Source organism: Syntrophobacterales bacterium (assembly GCA_019429105.1).
Taxonomy (GTDB): Bacteria; Desulfobacterota; Syntrophia; order Syntrophales; family UBA5619; genus DYTH01.
Genome location: JAHYJE010000002.1, coordinates 89,176 through 109,175 on the forward strand (window position 1 = coordinate 89,176; position 20,000 = coordinate 109,175).

The window sequence follows — 20,000 nt, forward strand, 5'->3', positions numbered from 1 at the left end:
TGCGATTTGTGAACATTAATCTGCGATTTCAATCGCGTCGGCGCCGCACTCTTTTGCGGCCTGTCGCACCACATCCTTATATTTATCCGGGATCGGGTCCAATTTTATGGTCGATTTCAGTTCGTCCTCATTGTATTCGAAAACCTCCGGGCATAATTTATTGCAGTTTCTGTCTCCCATGCATTTTTTGGTAACGGTTGCTTTCATTTTTTCCTCCTCAAGGGGTGATTGTGAATCGGCGCCATCTGCCAATCTCTTTTGCAGCCGATAATAGGGGGAGTTGCAAGCTTATGTCAAGGTGATTTTTGCATTTCCTGTTCTTCTGGAGGCCTCTTAAATTCTATGGCTATCCGGCCGCCGATCTGCTATGAAGCGAGCGTATGAAAGCAAGGCCAATCGCCATCCCTTCAGAAGCGGTATGCATGGAAATAATTTCTGAGGTGGGGATGCTGGAAAACATGATCGCTCACTCTTTGCAGGTGCAACGGGTTTCTTTGTTTATCGCGGATAATCTTCTGAAAAGCGGTCTGAACAGGGAACTGCTCGGCGCGGCAGCGCTCCTTCATGACATAACGAAGACAAGAAGTTTGCAGACAAAAGAGGATCACGCCAGAACCGGGGAACTGCTGATTGCCGAAAAGGGGTACCCCGAGGTTGGCCGGATAATCGGCCAGCACGTTTTTCTCGAAAGCTATTTTCTCTCAGTGAACCCAACCGAGGCGGAAGTGGTCAATTACGCCGACAAACGCGTGCTCCATGACAGGGTTGCCTCGCTTGCGGAGCGGATGGACTATATCATGGAGAGGTACGGCGGGACGTCGGAGCGCAGGGAGTTGCTAAGCAGACTTTGGCGGAGGTCAGTGGAGCTGGAAAAGCACCTCTTTGCAATGTTGCCGTTTGCGCCGGAAGAGCTGCCGGGGTTATTGGAGCAGCGATTTGCCTTCTCCCCGGATGATTTGCAGAGCCCCGCCGTCTCCGGGGCGGTTGGAAGAGAATGAAGATGCCGGAAAATCGTATTGTTTATCTGGATGGCGCCTTTGTTGCGATGGGCGAGGCAAAGCTCCCCATCCTTAGTCACAGTGTGGGGAGGGGCTCGGCGATTTTCGATGTGCTTGCCTTCGGCGAAACGACGAAGGGCCGGGCGATTTTTCGCTTGGACGAGCATGTTGCCCGCTTTCTGCGCTCGGCTTTAGCGCTGGAGATGACGCTTCCCCTTTCCGTGGCAGAGTTGCACGAGGCGATCAAAGAAACGGTTCGCCGCAACACGCTGCAGGTGGGGGCGATAAAAATAATCGGTTTTTATCCGGAGCCCTCGTTTTCGCTTCTGCCCCCGCAAAAGCCGCTGCATCTGGCAATTTTTGTTTTGGATCCCGACGGCGATTTTGGAGAAAAGCCTCTGGCGGAAAATGAATGCGTGACCGCCTTTGTCTCCCGCTGGCGGCGGCTTGATCCGCGCACCGTGCCGATTGAGGCGAAGGCGGCAGCCAACTATCTCAACGGCCTCGTTGCCCGAACGGAAGCCAAAAATCTCGGGTTCGCTTACGCGATTATGCTCGATTTGGAGGGAAACATCGCGGAGGGCGGCACGGAGTCGATCTTCCTGGTGCGCGAAGGGCGTCTGCTCACCCCCAATATCGGTCACATTCTCCAGGGCATAACCCGCAAGTCAATCCTGGCGGCGGCGAAGGCGATGGGCATCGAGACCTTTGCCGGCGCCCTGCAAGAGGGCTTGCTGAACGAAGCCGATGAGATTTTCTTCTCCGGAACGGTTCACCGGGTTCTGCCCGTAAGCCGGGTGGGAGAGCGCCTCCTTCCGTCAGCGCCCGGACCGATTACGCGCATGCTTGCCGCAAGGATGCAGGCGATAGCGTCGGGCCGCGATCCAAGCTTCCAGGACTGGCTTTTCCCCGTTTGAACGTCTTATCAAAATATTGCCAAGGAGCGGCTTACCTCTTTATGCAGGGTGATCTATCCCTTCGTCTTTAACTCCCTGCCGCGCCAGATCATGTAAATGGCGGGGTAGATCACCAGTTCAAAAATGGTGGAGGTGACCACGCCGCCGACCATCGGCGCGGCGATCCGTTTCATCACATCGGCGCCTGTGCCGTGGCTGAACATGATGGGGACCAGGCCGGCCAGGATGACGCTGACCGTCATCATCTTGGGCCGGATCCGCTTGACGGCGCCGAACATGACCGATTCCTTGAGATCCTGCAGGCTATTCAATTTTCCTTCCTTGCGCCACTTCTCATGGGCAAGGTCGAGGTAGAGGAGCATGACGACGCCCGTTTCCGCATCCAGCCCCGCAAAGGCGATGATGCCGACCCAGACGGCGATACTCATGTTGTAACCGAGCAGATAGAGGAGCCAGAACGAACCTATATGGCGGAAAAAAATGAGGTGAGCTGTTAAGGCGCTGGCAGCCCGCAAAACACACTTCCCGAATGCAGCGTCTCCCTTGAAAAGCGGGGGTTATTCCCGCAAACAATTCATACGGCGTCATTGTGGATTAGTTGCCAATGAGTTTCTCAACGGAGAGTGGAGAATGCCGCCCTTGGTGCAAAAATGTATCGCTTTGCCGGCGCTGCAAGCACGTTGGGTAAATCCATTATAAATCGCTATGTTAGCTGTTTGCAGCTTGTCTTGTCGGCCGTTCGCCTCGCAATTTTTGGAGGACCTTCTGGATTAAAAGTATAAATATGTATCAATAATCACCTTCCACACGGGTGTTTTTTTAAAATATCTCATATAATCATATATTTAAATTTTGGCATGCTATTCGCTTGAAAAACAGAGGCCCGGTCAACCGATTGAGCCGTTTTGTAATATTGGGGGTTATTTCCATACAAGGAGAAGTTTATATGCAACACACTGAAAATGCGCTTTATTCGTTCGGAGAAAATGTTTTTAACGACAAGGTTATGCGGGAGCGCCTGCCGGAAGCCGCTTATAAAAAGTTGATGGCGACGATCAACGAAGGCAAACCCTTAGATGGAACCATTGCCGATTCCGTGGCCAATGCGATGAAGGATTGGGCAATGGAAAAGGGGGCAACCCATTTTACCCACTGGTTTCAGCCGTTAACCGGCATTACCGCCGAAAAGCATGAAGCCTTTTTAAAGCCGTTGGGATTCGGCAAGGCGATTTTCGAGTTCAGCGGGAAAGAGCTCAACCAGGGCGAACCGGATGCCTCCTCGTTTCCTTCCGGAGGTCTGCGGGCAACCTTTGAGGCCCGAGGTTATACGGCCTGGGATTGCACCTCGCCCGCGTTTTTACGCGACGACGGCGACGGTCTGACGCTCTGTATCCCGACTGCCTTCTATTCCTATACCGGCGAGGCGCCGGCCCAGTATGAACTTGCAGTGATTTATGAAAGCACCAATATTGCTGCGGATCACAATCAATTGGTCATGGACACCATGAAAAGGGTTGCCCTGCGCCACGATTTGGTCTGTTTGCTGCACGAAAAGCCCTACGCGGGGATCAATGGTTCCGGGAAACACAACAACTGGTCGCTGAGCTCCAACGATGGCCAGAACCTGCTGGAGCCGGGGAAAACGCCGTGCGAGAATCTCCAGTTTCTGATTTTTCTGATGGCGGTACTGGCCGCGCTCGATCGTTACTCGCCCATCCTGCGCGCCACGGCCGCCCGCGCCGGCAATGATCACCGCCTGGGAGCGAATGAGGCGCCGCCGGCCATTATTTCGGTCTTTCTGGGAGATCAGATCACCGAAATTCTGACCGGCATCGAAAAGGGCGTTTTCCAGCCGGCCAAAGCCATAGGCGAACTGGATATGAATGTCGCTACCCTGCCAAAGTTTCCCAAGGATACGACGGATCGGAACCGCACCTCGCCGTTTGCCTTTACGGGGAATAAATTCGAATTCCGCATGGTTGCCTCCAGTCAGTCCGTATCCGGGCCCAATGTGGCCCTCAATACGATTGTGGCGACAACGCGCGTCCCTCCAATTGTATTAACATTAAGCTCCGCTTTTTAGAATGATTATGCCCTTTGGCCCCCCGGGAGGAAGCGGGGGTCCAAACTGTTTTAGCTGACCGCTCAAGAATAAAATGCAATGTTTCTCCCCCTGTGATATAGCCCCCATTCATAATTTTACAGGAATGACGAAAAACTCCGGCGCACTGCAGGAAGGGACAAAACCAGTCGGCAATGAAATTCCCGAAGATGCAACACATTAACCCCTGGATCTGGGTTCCGTCTCTTTACCTGGCGGAGGGGGTCCCCTACATCATGGCGATGACCGTTTCGGTTATCCTCTATAAAAGGCTGGGCGTCTCCAACACGGAGATTGCGCTGTACACCTCCTGGCTCTACCTGCCCTGGGTGATCAAACCGCTGTGGAGCCCGTTTGTCGATATGTTCCGCACAAAACGCTTCTGGATCGTGGCGATGCAGCTTATCGTCGGGGCGGCTTTCGCCGGCGTTGCCCTGACGATCCCGGCACCCGCCTTTTTCCGCTACACGCTGGCATTTTTCTGGATCATGGCCTTCAGCTCGGCGACGCACGATATCGCCGCCGACGGCTTTTATATGCTGGGGCTTGAGGAGCACCAGCAGGCCGCGTTTATCGGGGTGCGGACGATCTTCTACCGGATTGCGGTGATCGCCGCCAAGGGAATTCTCGTTGTTTTTGCCGGGAACCTGGAAACGCGGGGCTTCAGCGTGCAGACGGCGTGGTCGCTGACCTTTTTCCTGCTGGCGGCGCTGGTGCTGGCCCTCTTCATTTACCATGTTATTGTTCTTCCGTTTCCGGCTGCGGATCATCCCGTGCGGCGCGATCCGCAGAAGAGCTCGCTTGCGCTTTTCCTGCGGGGGTTCGTCCTTTTCTTCCGGCGGAAGGATATCGTGCCGATAATCGCCTTTTTTCTCTTTTATCGCTTTGCCGAGGCGCAGCTCGTCAAGATGGTTGCCCCTTTTCTGCTCGACGGACGGGCGAAGGGGGGGCTTGGCCTTTCGACGACGGAAGTCGGCATCGTTTATGGGACTGTCGGGGCGCTGGCGCTGATGGCGGGAGGGCTCCTCGGCGGCTGGGCGTCTTCGCGAAAGGGACTTAAATACTGGCTGTGGATAATGGTTTTTGCCATGCACCTGCCGGACGTCATTTTTATCTATCTTTCCGTCGCGCTGCCGCAGAATCTCTGGATAATAAACGCCGCAGTGGCGATCGAACAGTTCGGATACGGGTTTGGTTTTACGGCATATTCCCTCTACATGATCATGGCCTGCGAGGGTGAATACAAGACGGTGCACTATGCGATTGCAACGGGGATCATGGCCTTCGGGATGATGATCCCGGCTATGTCGAGCGGCTGGATTCAGGAACGCTTAGGCTACCCCGGGTTCTTTCTGTGGATACTGGTTTCGACTGTCCCCGGCTTTATCGTCGCCGCGCTCGTGAAGATCGATCCGGAGTTTGGTAGAAAAAAGGGGTAGGGCATGACGCCGACAACATGTTTTATTCTGGGGGCCGGGCTGGGTACGAGGTTGCGGCCCCTTACCGACAGCCTGCCGAAGCCGCTCCTCCCCGTAGGCGGACGTCCGCTCGTCAGCTATGCGCTGGATCACTGTCTGACCGTGGGTGCAGAGCGTTTTATCGTCAACACCCACTACCTCGCCGCCGCTTATGACGCTGCCTTTCCTGACCGACTCTGGCGGGGGAAACCGCTTATTTTTCGGCACGAGCCTATCCTGCTCGATACGGCCGGCGGACTCAAGAATATTGAAGACCTGCTTGCAAAGGGGGGAAGCCTGCTTGTTTATAACGGCGATATTCTTTCGGATCTGCCGCTTTCCCGGCTGCTTGCCGCCCACCGGGAAAAAGGGCGGGAAGTTACCCTGGCACTCAGAAGCCGGGGGGCGAACAGAAACGTTTCTCTCGATAATCACGATCGGATCTGCGACATTCGAAATATTCTCGGCAATCCTGGAGTGAGAAACTGTCTTTTTACCGGCATCTACATTGTGGAAAGAAGGTTTTTACGCCGTCTGACCAGTGGTAACGTGGAATCGATCATTTTGCCCTTGGTGGAAATGATAAGACAAAAACCGGGCGCGGTGGCCTCGGTTGTGATCGACGAGGGGATCTGGGAGGATGTCGGCAATCTGGAAGCATACCTTAGGCTTGCCCCCTTTGTGCCGCCGCTGAATTACGAAAAATGGCCGCCCGGTGCGAGTGAAGGCAAAAAGGCGGGGCAAAAACCGGGTGAAAACGCTGCTGCCGCGAAGCCGGTGGAAAAGGAAAAATGCAGTAATAATCCGGATGAAGAGGCGTTTGTCCGGACAACGCTGGGGATTCCTGCCGACACCCCCGTAGAGCTGTCAGCGGTCGGCAAGGGCGGGTCGGATCGCTGCTATTCCCGAGTCGCAGCGCCTGGTTTTCCGTCGGCGATTCTGATGCGCTACGGGGATATGTACGCGGAAAACGACGTTTATGTTGCCGCCGCCTCATTGCTTCGGGAAAGCGGCGTCAGTGTGCCGGCCATTTATAACCACGCTCCGGAACGGCGGCTGATTTTGATGGAGGATCTGGGCGATCGCGATCTCTATAGCCTGCGCGAAAAAACGTGGGGGAAGCGACGGGCAATTTATGAAAAGACGCTGGCGCTTGCCGCAAAAATGCACGCATTTTCCCCGGAGCAGATTGACAGGAAGCTCCATTTATCGCACTCGCTTCCCTTGATGCCGGCTTATGATGAAAAATTATACCGTTGGGAGAGAAACTACTTTCTGGAGAATATTGTTCAAAAAGTCTGCCGGATGGAGCTTGCCCCGCAGGAAAAAAATGACTTGGAAGCGGAGTTGGCCGGATTGGCTGCCGGACTTCTGCAAACACAGGCATCCTTGATCCATCGCGATTTTCAGTCGCAAAATGTAATGGTTAAGGAAGGAAAACCTGTACTTATCGATTTTCAGGGGATGCGGTTCGGAAGCCTGTTTTACGACCTCGGGTCGTTGATTTACGATCCTTACGTCCAGTTTCCGGAAGGTGCGCGCGCTTACCTGCTGCGTTTTTATTACGATCTTGCCGGCTCAACTTCTTCATGGGAAAAATTCCGCGCGCTTTTTTTTCAAGCCTCCGCGCAGCGACTGATGCAGGCCCTTGGCGCGTACGGCTTTCTCGGACTCACGCGCGGCAAACCCCATTTCCTGCAGCACATTCCCCGTGCCCTGCAAAACCTTGTCGAGGCATCCGGGGAATCGGGCATCCTGCCCCGCCTGAACGACCTTGCCCGGCGCTGCCAGGGCTGCAGATACCCATTTTCCTGATTGCAAGATATGGTTTAAGTGATATATACACCCCGCCAGTAAATTATTGTTACTGCTTAATGGAGACATTTGCGATGTCGGGGGGGAAAAAAGATATGGGCGAAATGGAGAAGAATGCGGCGCTGCTTAAGGAAATACAGGCAAGAATGGAGCGCAAGCTGAAGGATGGCGAGATAGAAATAGTTGAGTACTGGAAAGAACAGATCGACCGGGTTGCGGCAATGCAGCCGGAAGGCATCGCCGCCCTGCAGCAGCAGTTGAAAAAGATTTCCGAGATGATGGGCAATCGGGTGCGGACAATCAAGAAAGATCTGTCGCATTGAGGCAAGTCGTTGGAGTGTTGCTGGAAATAAGGCGGCACCCTCTTTTGGAGAGCAGATGGTGATGGTGCATGAAGGAAATAGCTGAATTTCTTTTTGAAACGAGCATGTTGAGGAAGACCCCCCGGAGCGGGTTTCAGTTCCTCGGCTCCGGTTCCGAGTCGGTTGCCGAGCATGTGTTGAGCACTCTTTATATTGGGTATGCATTGTGTAAAATGGATACCGAGGCCGACGAGTTGAAGGTCTTAAGACTATGCCTGATGCACGATCTGCCCGAGGCGCGCACCGGCGACATGAATTACGTGAATAAAAAGTATGTGCAGGTTGATGAGAAAAAGGCGGTAAAAGAGCTGGCGGCCCCGCTTTTTTTCGGCGGGGAGATTGAAGGCGCCCTTGATGAATTCAACGAGCGCCAAACGAGAGAGGCGCTCCTGGCCCGGGATGCCGATCAACTGGCGTTGATCCTCCACTTGAAGGAATGCGGCGATCTGGGAAACAAATACAGCAAGGAGTGGATGCGTTTTGCCCGGGAGCGTCTGGTGACGGAAACGGCGCGCCGACTTGCCGTGAGCATTCTCGAAACGGATTACTCGGCCTGGTGGTCGAAGGAAAATGACGACTGGTGGGTCAACGGCAATAACGGGGCAGGCAGTAAATTCAAGAAGCAGGGATAATTTTAGAGGGGTTGTCAACTAAACCCCTAATAATTAAGGAGCAATATGTCCACCAAAAAGCAAATCCGCAGCGCCGGGGTTAAATCGAAAAAAACGAAAAAGAACAAAAGAACGCTGATCTTATCGGTGATTGTCGTAGTTGCGGTAGTTTTTCTGGCCGTTTTTTTTATCACGCTTTTTGACTATATCTATCCGCCCGCGACCGGCAAGCATATCGCCGAGTCGAAAAAAGAGAAGATAGAGGCGATCCTGTACTTTTCCGATGCCAATGAACGCTACCTGCTTCCGGAAAAAAGATTTCTGGTCAAGGAGACGGCCCCGGAGAGTCAGGCGGTTGAGATGGTAAATGCCTTGATCGCCGGCTCAAAAACGGGGCTTGTCAATACGTTTCCCCAGAATGCCGAACTTCTAAGCGTGAAAAAAGAGGGAAGCGACCTGCTGCTTGTCGATTTTCGGGAGAGCCTGATTAAAAACCATCCCGGGGGAAGCGCCGCGGAGATGGCTACCGTCTATTCCTTGACGAATACCCTGACTGCCAACCTGCCGGAGATAAAGAGGGTGAAAATTCTGATCGAAGGCAAGAGCCGGGAGTCGCTGAAGGGGCATATCGGGCTTGACCAGCCTTTTTATCCCAACCAGGAACTGATCAGGGTTCCTCAGCCTCAATAGTTAATAAATATTTTCTGGTGCAGTTATGGCAGCAAAATCAAAACTTTCGCGGACGAGGAATATCGGGATAGCCGCCCACATCGACGCCGGCAAGACGACGGTGACCGAGAGGATACTTTTCTATACGGGGAAGTCCTATAAAATGGGGGAAGTTCACGACGGCGAGGCGGTTATGGACTGGATGCCCCAGGAGCAGGAACGGGGCATCACGATAACCTCGGCGGTGACAACCTGCCAATGGGAGAACCATGCGATCCATCTGATCGACACCCCCGGCCATGTGGATTTCACGATTGAGGTGGAGCGGAGTCTCCGGGTGCTCGACGGGGCCGTCGTCGTTTTCTGCGCCGTGGACGGCGTGGAGCCGCAGTCGGAGACTGTCTGGCGGCAGGCCGACCGCTACGGGGTTCCCAAGGTTGCGTTCATCAATAAAATGGACAGGATCGGGGCCGATTTTCAGGGGACGATCGGGCAGATGAAGGAGCGCTTCAACTCGCTGCCTTTGCCTGTCCAGATGCCCCTGGGGGCAGAAGAGTCATTCCGGGGCGTTGTTGATCTGATCCGCATGCAGGCGCTTAAATGGGACGATGCTACGAAGGGTTTGGAGTATCAGTACGAGGATATTCCCGAGGAGGCAATGCCGCAGGCGCAGGAGCAACGGGAAAAAATGATTTCGCTCCTTGCCGATGTTGACGACGGGATTGCGGAAAAATATTTGGAAGGGGTGGAAATAAGCGGCGCCGAGATCAACGAGGCGTTGCGGAAGGCGACGATTTCCCTGAAGATTGTTCCGGTTCTGTGCGGCTCCGCCCTCAAAAACAAAGGGGTGCAGCCGCTTTTGGATGCCGTTGTTTTTTATCTGCCTTCGCCGGAGGATATCCCCCCGGTGCGGGGGATAAACCCTTTGACCAAGCAGGAAGAAATCAGGATCAGCAGTGATAAGGAGCCGCTGGCGGCGCTGGCCTTCAAAATAATGCAGGATGAAGGCCGCAAGCTTACCTATCTGCGCATCTATTCCGGACGGATAAACGCCGGGGACGAGCTGTTCAATGCCAGCCGGGGCAAGAAGGAGAAGATCTCGCGCATCCTGAAGATGCATGCCAACAAGAGGGAGCGGCTGGAGCAGGCCGGGGCCGGGGACATCATTGCCGTCATGGGACTCAAGGAGATAACGACCGGCGATACGATCTGCAGCGAGGAGCACCCGATCCTTTTGGAGCTGATCGACTTTTATGAACCGGTCATCAGTCTGGCGATCGAGGCGAAGACCCCGGCTGACCAGGAAAAGCTTGTTGTTGCCCTGGGGAAGCTGATGGAGGAGGATCCCACGCTGCGGGTAAAAGACGATGACGAGACGGCGCAGACGGTGCTTTCCGGAATGGGAGAACTGCATCTCGAGATAATAACCGACCGCCTGCTGCGCGAGTTCAATACCCGCATCAATGTCGGCAAGCCGCGGGTTGTCCACCGCGAAACCATTCAAAAACAGGTGGAGTGCGAGGGGGTTTTCGAGCGGGAATTGGCGGACAAGAGGCATTTCGGCAGCGTCAGGCTTCTGCTGGAACCGGGCAAAAGGGGGAGCGGTGCAGAGATAATCCGCAAACTCGATGATCAAGCGCCCCTGTTTACCGAAGAAATGCTCCTGGCCATGGAAGAAGGGATAAAAGAGGGGCTGCAGAGCGGCGTTCTGGCCGGTTATCCGGTCATTGACATCCGGATTGCGATTGCAGGCGGTGTGATTCGGGAAGGCGAAACCACCCCGCTGGGTTGCCGAATTGCCGCGGCAACCGCCTTCCGGGATGGTTGTCAACTGGCCGAACCTGTTTTGCTTGATCCCATCATGCGGGTTGATATCATTACACCTCCGGAGTTTATGGGCGAGGTTATCGGGGATATCAACGCCCGGCGGGGGGAAATTCAGGAGATTTCCCCCAAAGGGACAATCAGCGAGATAAGGGCCAAGGTTCCGCTCAAGGCAATGTTTGGCTATTCCACCGACCTGCGCTCTGCGACGCAGGGCCGGGCGATGTTTACCATGCAGTTTCTGGCTTATGACAAAATTGGCTAATCTGCCGCCCCCGGCGGCGCTTCAACTCGACAAAGACAAGCTGCTGCAGAGCATCTTTCGGCTGAGCACGTTTCTGGCGGCGCCTTCCAAGGTCGATCAGATACTGGAGAAGATACTCGATGAGGTTGTCGAAAGCATCGGCTTTGACCGGGGCATCATCCGTCTTTTTGACGCCTCGCGCCAGAATCTGGAAGCCAGAGCAATCAACAATTACAGCCGCGAAGAGCTGCGCAAGATCGTTTCAATCATCAATATCTATGAACACGATTGCATTGTCACCAAGGTGGCAAAAACGGGCCAGCCGATCGCGGTCGAGGTGACCGCGACTGATCCCCGTATGACGGAAATGGACCGGATGCTTACAAAAATATACGATCGTGGTTCATACTTCTGTGCCCCGCTAAAGATAGGGGAGGAGGTGATCGGCATCATCGCCGCCTGGTTTAACGAGGAGACCAAATTCTGCCCGGAGGAAATCAACCTTTTTGTAACCTATGCCAACATTCTGAGCATGATGATCCACAATATCAGGCTTTTTGAAGACAATCTGGAAAAAATCAGGATGCTTACCGTCCTGCAGGATTCTGTCTCCCGCATGAACGCCAGCTACATCCTCAATAACCATATCCTGGAAATTCTTGCCGAGGGGGCGATGCGGATAGCGGGCGCGCAAAAGGTATTTGTCTATATTCTCGATCTTGAAAAGAACCGTTGTCTGGTCAATGACGGGGGCAAGGTTTTGATCGACGACCAGATGTCCTATAAGGAGGAAATAGCCCATACCATTATAAAGACGGCGATCGATGACAACGCTTTCGTTTTGCGGCGGAATAACTCGCAAGGAGCGGCCACTCGTCCTTTTTTTGCCGATTATCCCTCGGAGCTTGCCATTCCGCTGAAGATTGGGGAGAAATTCCAGGGCGCGCTTTATCTGGCCAAAAAAACAGGGGACTATGCGCCGGAGAAGATTCATATTCTGGACATTCTTGTCAACAACGCCTCCAATTCCTACGAAAATGCGATTATGCATTCGCTTTTGTCGATCGAAGCGAACTCCCTGAAAACCGAGGTGAAAAAACTCAAGGAACGGGAGAATATCCTGCTGGGTTTTCATAACATCATCGGCAAATCGGAAAAGATGCTGGAGCTCTTTCACATAATCAAGGAAGTGGCCGGGCACGATACCAACATTCTTATCCAGGGCGAAAGCGGTACAGGCAAAGAGCTGATTGCGCGGGCGATTCATCGCCAGAGTAACCGGGTTGCCAAACCGTTTGTCGATGTCAATTGCGCGGCGATTCCCGCGGCGCTTTTAGAAAGCGAGATATTTGGTTATGAGGCAGGGGCCTTTACCGATGCGAGAAAACGGAAGATCGGCCTTATCGAATACGCCAATGGCGGCACGATGCTGCTCGACGAAATAGGCGATATGGATATCCGTATTCAGGCAAAATTTCTACGGATGCTGGAAGACAGGCATATCCGCCGTCTGGGCGGCAATGAAAGCATTCCGATCGATGTGCGGTTCGTCTTTTCCACGAACCGGGATCTGAACCGCATGGTCGCAGAAGGCTCTTTCCGGGAGGATCTCTATTACAGGATCAGCGTGGTCCCGATCCAGATTCCACCTCTTCGGGAGAGAAAAGAGGACCTGCTGCTGCTGGCCCGCTATTATGTGGAAGAGTTCAATGATAAATTCAAAAAGACGGTAAAGGGTTTTACGGAAGAGGCGGAACGGATTATTATCCTTTATCCCTGGCCGGGGAATGTTCGTGAACTGAGGAACATAATCGAGCGGATTATGATACTCCACAGTGGAGGAGATTTGATCGCGTGTGAAAAGCTGCCGGCGGAGATGCGAAAAACGGCGAACAAGGAAGAACTGAATTTGCGCATCGACGACATGTTCCCCGATTTGTCAACCGCGGAGGTCGATTTTATTGGGACAGTTGACCGGGTTACCAAGGAGACGAAGAAAAGGATCATCGCCGGCGCCGTTGCGTTAAGCGGCGGCAACAGGAGCCGCGCGGCAAAGCGGCTGGGCATTTCCCGCTACAAGCTGATCCGGGAAGAAAAAAAGCTAAGGGCCTGACCACAAATAACCTGAACATCTTGCATCTCATCTTTGGGCCATCTTTGGCAGTCTCCTTGGTAAAGAAAATCAGCACGGAGCTGACCACTGCCCAGGCCAGCATCAGGGAGAAACCGAGGCGGAAGGCGTCAAATCCGTAAACCTTGATTCCGTCAACCAGCTTGCCCTGCCAGGTCCAATCGAGAATCATCCCCACCGCCGGTTGTAAAATCATCGGTCCGGTCATTGTTCCCATATTTACGAGACCGGAAGCTGTTCCCCCCAGCCGCAGGGGGACGGACTCCTTGATAAAGGCAAACCCGACAACCATGCTCCCCGAGGCGAGCCCGGCCAGCAGCAGCAAGCCAATCAGCAGGGGAACCGGCAGGGCGGGAACTAAAATGACCAGTCCCCAGGCGCCGGTAAGAGTCAGCAAGCCTGCTATATAAAGGGGTTTGCGCCTGCCGATCCTGTCGGAAAGCCCGCCGGCCAATGGCCCGCCCAGCGCCCAGGCAATCAGTACGGACGAGTTGAGCGCTGCCGCCCCGGTTGCGGTGAAATGGTAATGGGTAACCAGAAAGGGCAACCCCAAAGTCCGGAAAAGGTCAGAATCGGGCCGACCACCCCACCCGGAATCAGACAAAGCAGCCAGGTATTCCGAGAGCGGAAAATTTCCCGGAGGTCTTCTTTAACAGAGCTCTTCCGAGCCTCTTCCGCTGCCGGGTGGGCGTAACTTGTGAACCCTTTTAACGCGGGATCATCGCGGACCAGAAGCCAGATCGCCAGACTCGTCCCCAGTGTGAAGAGGGCGGAGGCCACTATTATTTGGCGCCAGCCAGCCAGATCAGCCAGCACCCGGAGCGGCGCCCCCGCAGAGACGGCCCCGATAATGCCGCAAAAAAGCGCCATTCCTGTGGCCAGGGCAAACTGACGCGGGGCAAACCAGTGGGCAGCCAGCTTCAGCATTCCGACAAAGGCAACGGCAACCGAGCCGCCGATCAGCAGTCTGCCTATGCCAGCCCAAAAGAGTGTCGGCGCCAGCCCGAAAAACAGTGTGCCTATGCCGGCGACTAGCGCTCCTGCGGCAAGCAGACGGCGCGGGCCGAGGCGGTCAGCCAGGATGCCGGTAGGAACCTGCATGAAGACATAACTATAAAAGTAAAAGGCGGAGAGATTTCCGAGACCGGTGGCGCCGATGGCAAAATCATGCATTAGTTCCGTTGTTATTACGGCTGGCGCGACCCTCTGAAAAAAGCCTATCAGATATAAAACCGCCCCCAGTCCCCACATAAACCAGGCAAGGCGCGGCGGTGGATAATTGTCTTTATTAATCTCTGCCATTTTCAGGGATTCCTTTAAAATAAGTGCCAATTTAGCACACTATGTGCCATTTCAGCGCAAGAATTATCGCGATTAGCGCTGTTACCGCGGGCTTGATCGGCTTGTCACACAGCAAGCCGTGTCTTTCAATACAGCAAAAGAGCGCTTTTCTGCAAAGCCGATGAGCCATTACCATATTTTTTATCAAGAGGCGAGACTGATAATAATCTGAATATATGGGGACTTGTTTAACAGAGGAAAAAATTGCAGGAAAACCTGCGGCTCAGGAATATTTTCAACTATTGTCAGCAGTGCTAAGATTTAAAGAATAGATGCAATTCTGGCATTTCTATTGCTTGATGGATTGGCGAATTTGCTACGGACTGATTGTTTGGCGAGTTTTTTAGTTTATGTTGGCAACCCGTAAGAGCGGAAGTTTTATGCACAAAGAGCCGGAAGACGGAAATTCGCATAAATATGAGGGCAATAGCTCTGAAATGGCAAAAAAAGAGGAGTTTGAATTCTTTGTAGCCAGTGATGAGCAAACCGGGGCAGACAAGCCGGCGGTGAATAGTATTTTTCCTGAAAACTGAAGGACGGGAAGCAATTCCCCCTTTCGGTGCCACGGTGGCGGATGGTTTTTAGGCTCCCTCCTTTTCCATCCGCCACTTTTTTACACCCTGCGTTTCTGAATCAGTGTAACGAGAAATAGGCTGCAAAACCAGTAAGTATTTACGTTTCATTGCATTTTCCCTTGACTTTACCATCGTTACATTAAGCGCGGGAGCACAGTTTGCAAAGGCAATGAGGATGTCTTGGGCGAGCCGCAGGGAATTATGGAAAAATAAAAAGCCAGGCTGCAAGCGAGCCTGGCTTTTTAATGTCCGGAGGGAATCCGGTTCTATCTGAAGTGCATGTTGTAGAGCATCGGGGCGATGATCATGGCCACCACGCTGATCAGCTTGATCAGAATGTTGAGCGAGGGGCCGGAGGTGTCCTTGAACGGGTCGCCGACGGTGTCGCCGGTAACGGTTGCCTTGTGCATCTCATCGTAGCCAACTCCCCACTTTTCGTGGCCGCCTTCTTTGACCTGTTTTTTGGAATTGTCCCAGGCGCCGCCGGCGTTGGCCTGGAAAATGGCGAGGCAAACGCCGGAGATCGTCACGCCGATCAGCAGTCCTCCCAGCATATTGGGGCTGATGATGCCCACAACAACAGGGGCGCTGACGGCCATCAGACCAGGGGCGACCATCTTTTTGACGGCAGCGGTGGCAGAGATGTCAACGCACTTGGCGTAATCGGCCTTGCCGTCGGCGGCCTGGATGATCTTCTGTTCTTCGGCAGTCGGGGCGCGATCCTCGTGTTCGGCGCGTTGGGCGGCGTCGAGGGCGGGCCGTAGCTCGGGGATTTCATGAAACTGTCGGCGCACTTCCTGGATCATGTCCTGGGCTGCCTTGCCCACCGAGACCATGGCCATGGCGGAGAAGCGAAAAGGCAGCATGCACCCGATCAGCAGGCCGACGAGGACGACCGGGTCGGCGGCGTCGAGGGCAAGTTTGCCTCCCATCTTGGTCATGTAGGCGCTGGTTAAAGCCAGGGCGGTGAGTGCTGCCGAGCCGATGGCGAAGCCCTTGCCAATGGCGGCAGTGGTGTTGCCGACAGCGTCTAATTTGTCGGTGCGGGCGCGGACCTCTCTGCCGAGTCTCGACATTTCGGCGATACCGCCGGCATTGTCGGCGACCGGTCCGTAGGCGTCAACTGCGAGCTGGATGCCTGTGGTGCAGAGCATGCCCACGGCGGAGAGGGCCACACCGTAAAGTCCGGACATGAAGTAGGCAAGGAGAATCGCGGCTGAGATCAGGAAGATCGGGATGGACGTGGAGTTCATGCCTACGGCAATTCCCTGAATGATTGTCGTGGCCGCTCCCGTCTTGCTGGCTTCGACAATGGTATTAACCGGGGTTTTTTCCGTGGCTGTGTAATACTCGGTCACGAAGCCGATCGCCATACCGGCAACCAGCCCGCCGACGATCGCGAGAAAGACCCCCCACCACTGGTAAGTAGTCGTAGTTTTACTGATTATGCCCGTGACGGTAATGCCGCCGGCGGGAAGAAGCTGCTTAATCGCCACGGCGGTCATGATAATCATCAGGATGCTGGCGACGATAGTTCCCATGTTGAGTGCCGTCTGCGGATTTCCGCCCTCCTTGGTTCTGACGAAAAAGGCGCCGATGATCGAGGCGACGATGCCGATAACCGAGATGGCGAGGGGCAGGTAAACGGCGTTCATGCCGTTGCCGCCGGCAGTCTGGATGCCGGAAAACCAGACGGTGCCCAGGATCATCGAAGAGACAATGGCGCCGATGTAGGACTCGAAGAGATCAGCGCCCATGCCGGCCACGTCGCCTACGTTGTCTCCGACGTTGTCGGCGATGGTGGCCGGGTTCAGGGGGTGATCCTCGGGGATGCCGGCTTCGACCTTGCCGACCAAATCAGCGCCGACATCGGCTGCCTTGGTGTAGATGCCTCCACCGACCCGGGCGAAAAGGGCGATAGAGGATGCGCCGAGGGAGAAGCCGGCCAGTACGTTAAGTACGAGGTTCATGACCTTGGTGTCGGTGATTGAAGCGGGATACATATAGGTGAGGAGGATGAAAACCAGGCTGAGTCCCAGGAGACCGAGACCCACCACGCACATTCCCATGACCGAGCCGCCGGCAAAGGCAACCTGCAGGGCGGGATTCAGCCCCGTGCGTGCGGCTGCAGCGGTGCGGACGTTGGCTTTGGTGGCCACTTTCATGCCGATCCAGCCAGCTCCGGCGGAGCAGATCGCGCCGACGATGAAGGAAAGGGCGATCATCGCGCTGGAGTCCTCCAGGCCGGCGTTGCTGATGCCAAGCAATACCGCCACACAGACTACGAAGATGGCGAGATAGCGATATTCCCTCTTCAGAAAAGCCAGGGCGCCGGCGGCTATCCAACTCGCGATCATCTGCATCCGTTCGGTGCCGGGGTCCTGCCGACTGACCCAACTGGCCTTGATATAGGCAAAAAACAACGCTGTCAGAGCCGCTATTGGTGGAGCAATGTAGAAAAGTGCACTTTCACCAAACATAAATCCCCTCCTTAATTAAAGTTGCGTTTTAAAAACCCGTTACGTCAACCGCCGCGTGTTCTCCAATGAGACGAATACGAACTTCCTTAAACAGTTGTTCTGATTTTACCCTACACCGGTCAGATATGACTGCTTTCGCGGCGCCGGTTTACATCGCGCGGCTTATATACTGAAGCTATTTGCAATGTCAATAAAATAAGTTTTACTTTTCGGAGTTCGTACCCTCCTTACGGTTGTATTTCTGCATGGCTGTCCGGATATCCGAGAAAAGAATATCATGGAGAGCCGCGGCAGCCTTGTCCGTCGCCTCGAAAAGTGACTCTGCTTCCGTGCTGGAAAAATTTTCCAGAACGTACCCCTCCACCATGGATTTACGGGTGGGTTTCCCGATCCCGAAGCGGACGCGGCAGAAATCGCCGCTCCCCATGTGCTGCATCAGGGAAAGCAGTCCCTTGTGCCCTCCGTGGCCGCCGCCGTACTTCAGGCGAATTGTCTGAAAGGGCAGATCCAGATCATCGTGCAACACGATCAGATCTTCCGTCGTTATTTTAAAATAATCTGCCAGTTTTCTGACGGAAACGCCGCTCAAGTTCATGAAGGTCTGGGGCTTGGCAAGGATTGCCATCTCTCCGTTTATCCGGCCTTTGCCCACCTCTGCACTCAAAAGCGATTGATTGATGGATATGTCATGTAAATCCGAGAAGCGCTCAAGGATCATGAAGCCTGCGTTGTGCCTGCTGGTTTTGTACTTTAAGCCAGGATTCCCCAGTCCCACGACAAGCTTCAATCCATCCCCTCATCAGCGCCATAAAAGCATGGCAAAATCACCGTTACGCGGTAAATTCTGCCTTTGGTGAAATGCTATTTTGTTTTCCCCTTGTCAGTGGCTGCCGGCTTGGCCGCTGCTTCCGCCGGGGCAGCGCCTTCCCCTGCTGCCGTTTCCGTCGGCGCCACGATAGCGGCCTTTACCGCAACGACAGCCACTATTCCCACATCTCCGTGGTCAACGGCGGCAACCCCCTCCGGAAGAACAAGATCCTTTACCTTAAGCGAGTCGCCAATATCCAGTCCGGCCAAAGCAACGTCTATGTAATCCGGCATATCTGCAGGCAGACAGGAAATTTTCAGATCCCTTTTCGAATGCAGAAGTTCGCCGCCATTGACAACGCCCACCGGCGTACCGATGAAATTGAGGGGGATATCCACCGTCAGCCGGTGATCCATTATGATCTCATAAAAGTCGGCATGATAAAGATGCCGGCTCATCGGTTCATACTGCAATTCCTTCAGCATGGAAATTTTTTCCATTTGCTTTTCCCCATCGATTACGAGCTTTATGAAATGCTTATCCTTTTTCGAACGGATTATTTTTTGCATATCTGCTTCGCTGACGGTAAGGTGAACGGATGAGTCTCCCTTGCTGTAAACTACCGCAGGAACAAGCCCCTCCATCCTATAACGTCTCGACGGCCCCTTGCCGGAATTTTCCCTGATACTGGCCTTTAATTCAATTGTTTCCATTTGCTCCTCCTAAATAAATAATGAACTCACTGAGTCGTTGTAGTAGATCCTGCGAATCGCCTCGCTGAGAAGCGCGGAAACGGAAAGAACCTTTATTATATCGCAGTTTTTGGCATTCTCATTCAGCGGGATCGTATCCGTAACGACCACCTCTTTGATGGCTGACTGTTTTAGCCTTTCTATTGCCGGCCCGGAAAGAACGGGGTGCGTACAGCAGACGGCCACCTCAAGGGCCCCTTCCTCGGAGAGGGCCTTTGCCGCCTGAACAATGGTGCCGGCGGTGTCTATCATGTCGTCCAGCAGAATGGTCCTCATCCCCTTGACGTGACCGATGATATTCATTACCTGAGCCTCATTGGGGCCTTCCCGGCGTTTGTCGATAATGGCAAGGCTTGCCCCCAGCCGTTTGGCAAAGGCGCGGGCTCGCTCGACGCCCCCCGTGTCCGGGGAGACAACCACGATGTTGTCGCCCGTGTAATTATGCCTGAAGTATTCAAAGAGAATGGGGGTGGCGAAAATATTGTCCACGGGGATGTTGAAAAATCCCTGTATCTGGCCGGCATGAAGGTCCATTGCCATAACGCGGTTGGCGCCTGCCTGGGTTATCAAATCCGCGACGAGCTTGGCGCTGATCGGGGCGCGGGGCACAACCTTGCGATCCTGCCGGGCATACCCGTAATAGGGGATAACGGCTGTTATCCGATCCGCCGAGGCCCGGCGCAGGGCGTCAATCATGATCAGCAGCTCCATCAGGGCGATGTTTACCGGCGGGCAGGTAGGCTGGATGATAAAAACGTCCATTCCCCGAACATTTTCATTTATTTCCACGCGCGTTTCGCCGTCGCTGAAGGATACCACGTTGGCCTTGCCCATGGCGATGCCGAGATTTTCCGTTATCCGGCGTGCCAGGTCAACGTTGGCATTTCCGGTAAAAACCCTCATTCTTTCAAGCAT

General features: G+C 54.1%; 19 protein-coding genes. 11 read left to right on the forward strand and 8 right to left on the reverse strand.

From position 1 onward, the window contains the following. Window positions 1–15: 15 nt before the first annotated feature. A complete protein-coding gene (locus K0B01_01235) occupies window positions 16–207 on the reverse strand; it encodes a ferredoxin (GenBank protein MBW6484760.1) in 192 nt (63 codons plus the stop codon). A 215-nt stretch (window positions 208–422) separates the two neighbouring features. Between K0B01_01235 and K0B01_01240 the strand changes: the two genes are divergently transcribed. Beyond that, window positions 423–998 (forward strand): HDIG domain-containing protein, encoded by a 576-nt coding sequence (locus K0B01_01240; GenBank protein MBW6484761.1) that lies wholly within the window; start codon window positions 423–425, stop codon window positions 996–998. A gap of 2 nt (window positions 999–1,000) precedes the next feature. Continuing rightward, window positions 1,001–1,915 (forward strand): aminotransferase class IV, encoded by a 915-nt coding sequence (locus K0B01_01245; GenBank protein MBW6484762.1) that lies wholly within the window; start codon window positions 1,001–1,003, stop codon window positions 1,913–1,915. A 53-nt stretch (window positions 1,916–1,968) separates the two neighbouring features. Here the strand turns inward: K0B01_01245 and K0B01_01250 are convergent, their stop codons facing one another. Continuing rightward, entirely contained in the window at window positions 1,969–2,343 is a 375-nt protein-coding gene (locus K0B01_01250; protein MBW6484763.1) for an efflux RND transporter permease subunit, read from the reverse strand. Window positions 2,344–2,861: 518 nt separating this feature from the next. On the opposite strand from K0B01_01250, the gene K0B01_01255 reads away from it, so the two are divergent. The 8 genes from K0B01_01255 (at window position 2,862) to K0B01_01290 (ending at window position 13,111) form a co-directional block, all read left to right on the forward strand. After that, entirely contained in the window at window positions 2,862–3,998 is a 1,137-nt protein-coding gene (locus tag K0B01_01255; GenBank protein MBW6484764.1) for a glutamine synthetase III, read from the forward strand. Window positions 3,999–4,171: 173 nt separating this feature from the next. Continuing rightward, window positions 4,172–5,455 (forward strand): AmpG family muropeptide MFS transporter, encoded by a 1,284-nt coding sequence (locus tag K0B01_01260; GenBank protein ID MBW6484765.1) that lies wholly within the window; start codon window positions 4,172–4,174, stop codon window positions 5,453–5,455. Window positions 5,456–5,458: 3 nt separating this feature from the next. Continuing rightward, the gene (locus K0B01_01265) at window positions 5,459–7,288 is read left to right on the forward strand and encodes a phosphotransferase (GenBank protein MBW6484766.1); all 1,830 of its coding nucleotides are present in this window, start codon (window positions 5,459–5,461) and stop codon (window positions 7,286–7,288) included. Window positions 7,289–7,383: 95 nt separating this feature from the next. Continuing rightward, window positions 7,384–7,611: a hypothetical protein gene (locus K0B01_01270; protein MBW6484767.1), complete on the forward strand. Its 228-nt coding sequence runs from the start codon at window positions 7,384–7,386 to the stop codon at window positions 7,609–7,611. Between the two features lie 68 nt (window positions 7,612–7,679). Next, window positions 7,680–8,282, forward strand: a complete 603-nt coding sequence (locus tag K0B01_01275; GenBank protein MBW6484768.1) for an HD domain-containing protein — start codon at window positions 7,680–7,682, stop codon at window positions 8,280–8,282. Window positions 8,283–8,327: 45 nt separating this feature from the next. After that, window positions 8,328–8,951 (forward strand): GerMN domain-containing protein, encoded by a 624-nt coding sequence (locus K0B01_01280; protein MBW6484769.1) that lies wholly within the window; start codon window positions 8,328–8,330, stop codon window positions 8,949–8,951. 25 nt (window positions 8,952–8,976) lie between these two features. Continuing rightward, window positions 8,977–11,019 carry an elongation factor G gene (gene fusA / locus K0B01_01285; GenBank protein MBW6484770.1) on the forward strand — a complete coding sequence of 681 codons (2,043 nt, stop codon included), beginning with the start codon at window positions 8,977–8,979 and terminating at the stop codon, window positions 11,017–11,019. Then, window positions 11,003–13,111, forward strand: a complete 2,109-nt coding sequence (locus K0B01_01290; protein ID MBW6484771.1) for a sigma 54-interacting transcriptional regulator — start codon at window positions 11,003–11,005, stop codon at window positions 13,109–13,111. Before fusA ends, K0B01_01290 begins: the two co-directional genes overlap by 17 nt. Here K0B01_01290 and K0B01_01295 read toward each other — a convergent pair. Continuing rightward, the gene (locus K0B01_01295) at window positions 13,002–13,676 is read right to left on the reverse strand and encodes an MFS transporter (GenBank protein MBW6484772.1); all 675 of its coding nucleotides are present in this window, start codon (window positions 13,674–13,676) and stop codon (window positions 13,002–13,004) included. The two genes, K0B01_01290 and K0B01_01295, sit on opposite strands and share 110 nt — an antisense overlap. Next, on the reverse strand, window positions 13,607–14,431 hold the full coding sequence (locus K0B01_01300) for an MFS transporter (protein ID MBW6484773.1): 825 nt from the start codon (window positions 14,429–14,431) through the stop codon (window positions 13,607–13,609). Before K0B01_01300 ends, K0B01_01295 begins: the two co-directional genes overlap by 70 nt. A 419-nt stretch (window positions 14,432–14,850) precedes the next feature. Between K0B01_01300 and K0B01_01305 the strand changes: the two genes are divergently transcribed. Next, window positions 14,851–15,003, forward strand: a complete 153-nt coding sequence (locus K0B01_01305) for a hypothetical protein (protein MBW6484774.1) — start codon at window positions 14,851–14,853, stop codon at window positions 15,001–15,003. A gap of 308 nt (window positions 15,004–15,311) precedes the next feature. On the opposite strand, the gene K0B01_01310 is transcribed toward K0B01_01305, so the two are convergent. The 4 genes from K0B01_01310 to K0B01_01325 form a co-directional block, all read right to left on the reverse strand. Beyond that, on the reverse strand, window positions 15,312–17,525 hold the full coding sequence (locus tag K0B01_01310; protein MBW6484775.1) for a sodium-translocating pyrophosphatase: 2,214 nt from the start codon (window positions 17,523–17,525) through the stop codon (window positions 15,312–15,314). Between the two features lie 202 nt (window positions 17,526–17,727). Then, window positions 17,728–18,312, reverse strand: a complete 585-nt coding sequence (gene pth, locus K0B01_01315; GenBank protein ID MBW6484776.1) for an aminoacyl-tRNA hydrolase — start codon at window positions 18,310–18,312, stop codon at window positions 17,728–17,730. 74 nt (window positions 18,313–18,386) lie between these two features. Then, complete coding sequence (locus K0B01_01320; GenBank protein MBW6484777.1) at window positions 18,387–19,046, reverse strand: 50S ribosomal protein L25; 660 nt, start codon at window positions 19,044–19,046, stop codon at window positions 18,387–18,389. Window positions 19,047–19,055: 9 nt separating this feature from the next. After that, window positions 19,056–20,000: a ribose-phosphate pyrophosphokinase gene (locus K0B01_01325; protein ID MBW6484778.1), complete on the reverse strand. Its 945-nt coding sequence runs from the start codon at window positions 19,998–20,000 to the stop codon at window positions 19,056–19,058.

Excerpts from the sequence above, each read along its gene's own strand:
- K0B01_01235 (MBW6484760.1), bottom strand. The coding sequence starts at position 207 with ATGAAAGCAACCGTTACCAAAAAATGCATGGGAGACAGAAACTGCAAT.
- K0B01_01240 (MBW6484761.1), top strand. The coding sequence starts at position 423 with ATGGAAATAATTTCTGAGGTGGGGATGCTGGAAAACATGATCGCTCAC.
- K0B01_01245 (MBW6484762.1), top strand. The coding sequence starts at position 1,001 with ATGCCGGAAAATCGTATTGTTTATCTGGATGGCGCCTTTGTTGCGATG.
- K0B01_01250 (MBW6484763.1), bottom strand. The coding sequence starts at position 2,343 with ATGAGTATCGCCGTCTGGGTCGGCATCATCGCCTTTGCGGGGCTGGAT.
- K0B01_01255 (MBW6484764.1), top strand. The coding sequence starts at position 2,862 with ATGCAACACACTGAAAATGCGCTTTATTCGTTCGGAGAAAATGTTTTT.
- K0B01_01260 (MBW6484765.1), top strand. The coding sequence starts at position 4,172 with ATGAAATTCCCGAAGATGCAACACATTAACCCCTGGATCTGGGTTCCG.
- K0B01_01265 (MBW6484766.1), top strand. The coding sequence starts at position 5,459 with ATGACGCCGACAACATGTTTTATTCTGGGGGCCGGGCTGGGTACGAGG.
- K0B01_01270 (MBW6484767.1), top strand. The coding sequence starts at position 7,384 with ATGGGCGAAATGGAGAAGAATGCGGCGCTGCTTAAGGAAATACAGGCA.
- K0B01_01275 (MBW6484768.1), top strand. The coding sequence starts at position 7,680 with ATGAAGGAAATAGCTGAATTTCTTTTTGAAACGAGCATGTTGAGGAAG.
- K0B01_01280 (MBW6484769.1), top strand. The coding sequence starts at position 8,328 with ATGTCCACCAAAAAGCAAATCCGCAGCGCCGGGGTTAAATCGAAAAAA.
- fusA (MBW6484770.1), top strand. The coding sequence starts at position 8,977 with ATGGCAGCAAAATCAAAACTTTCGCGGACGAGGAATATCGGGATAGCC.
- K0B01_01290 (MBW6484771.1), top strand. The coding sequence starts at position 11,003 with ATGACAAAATTGGCTAATCTGCCGCCCCCGGCGGCGCTTCAACTCGAC.
- K0B01_01300 (MBW6484773.1), bottom strand. The coding sequence starts at position 14,431 with ATGGCAGAGATTAATAAAGACAATTATCCACCGCCGCGCCTTGCCTGG.
- K0B01_01305 (MBW6484774.1), top strand. The coding sequence starts at position 14,851 with ATGCACAAAGAGCCGGAAGACGGAAATTCGCATAAATATGAGGGCAAT.
- K0B01_01310 (MBW6484775.1), bottom strand. The coding sequence starts at position 17,525 with ATGTTTGGTGAAAGTGCACTTTTCTACATTGCTCCACCAATAGCGGCT.
- K0B01_01320 (MBW6484777.1), bottom strand. The coding sequence starts at position 19,046 with ATGGAAACAATTGAATTAAAGGCCAGTATCAGGGAAAATTCCGGCAAG.
- K0B01_01325 (MBW6484778.1), bottom strand. The coding sequence starts at position 20,000 with ATGCTTGAAAGAATGAGGGTTTTTACCGGAAATGCCAACGTTGACCTG.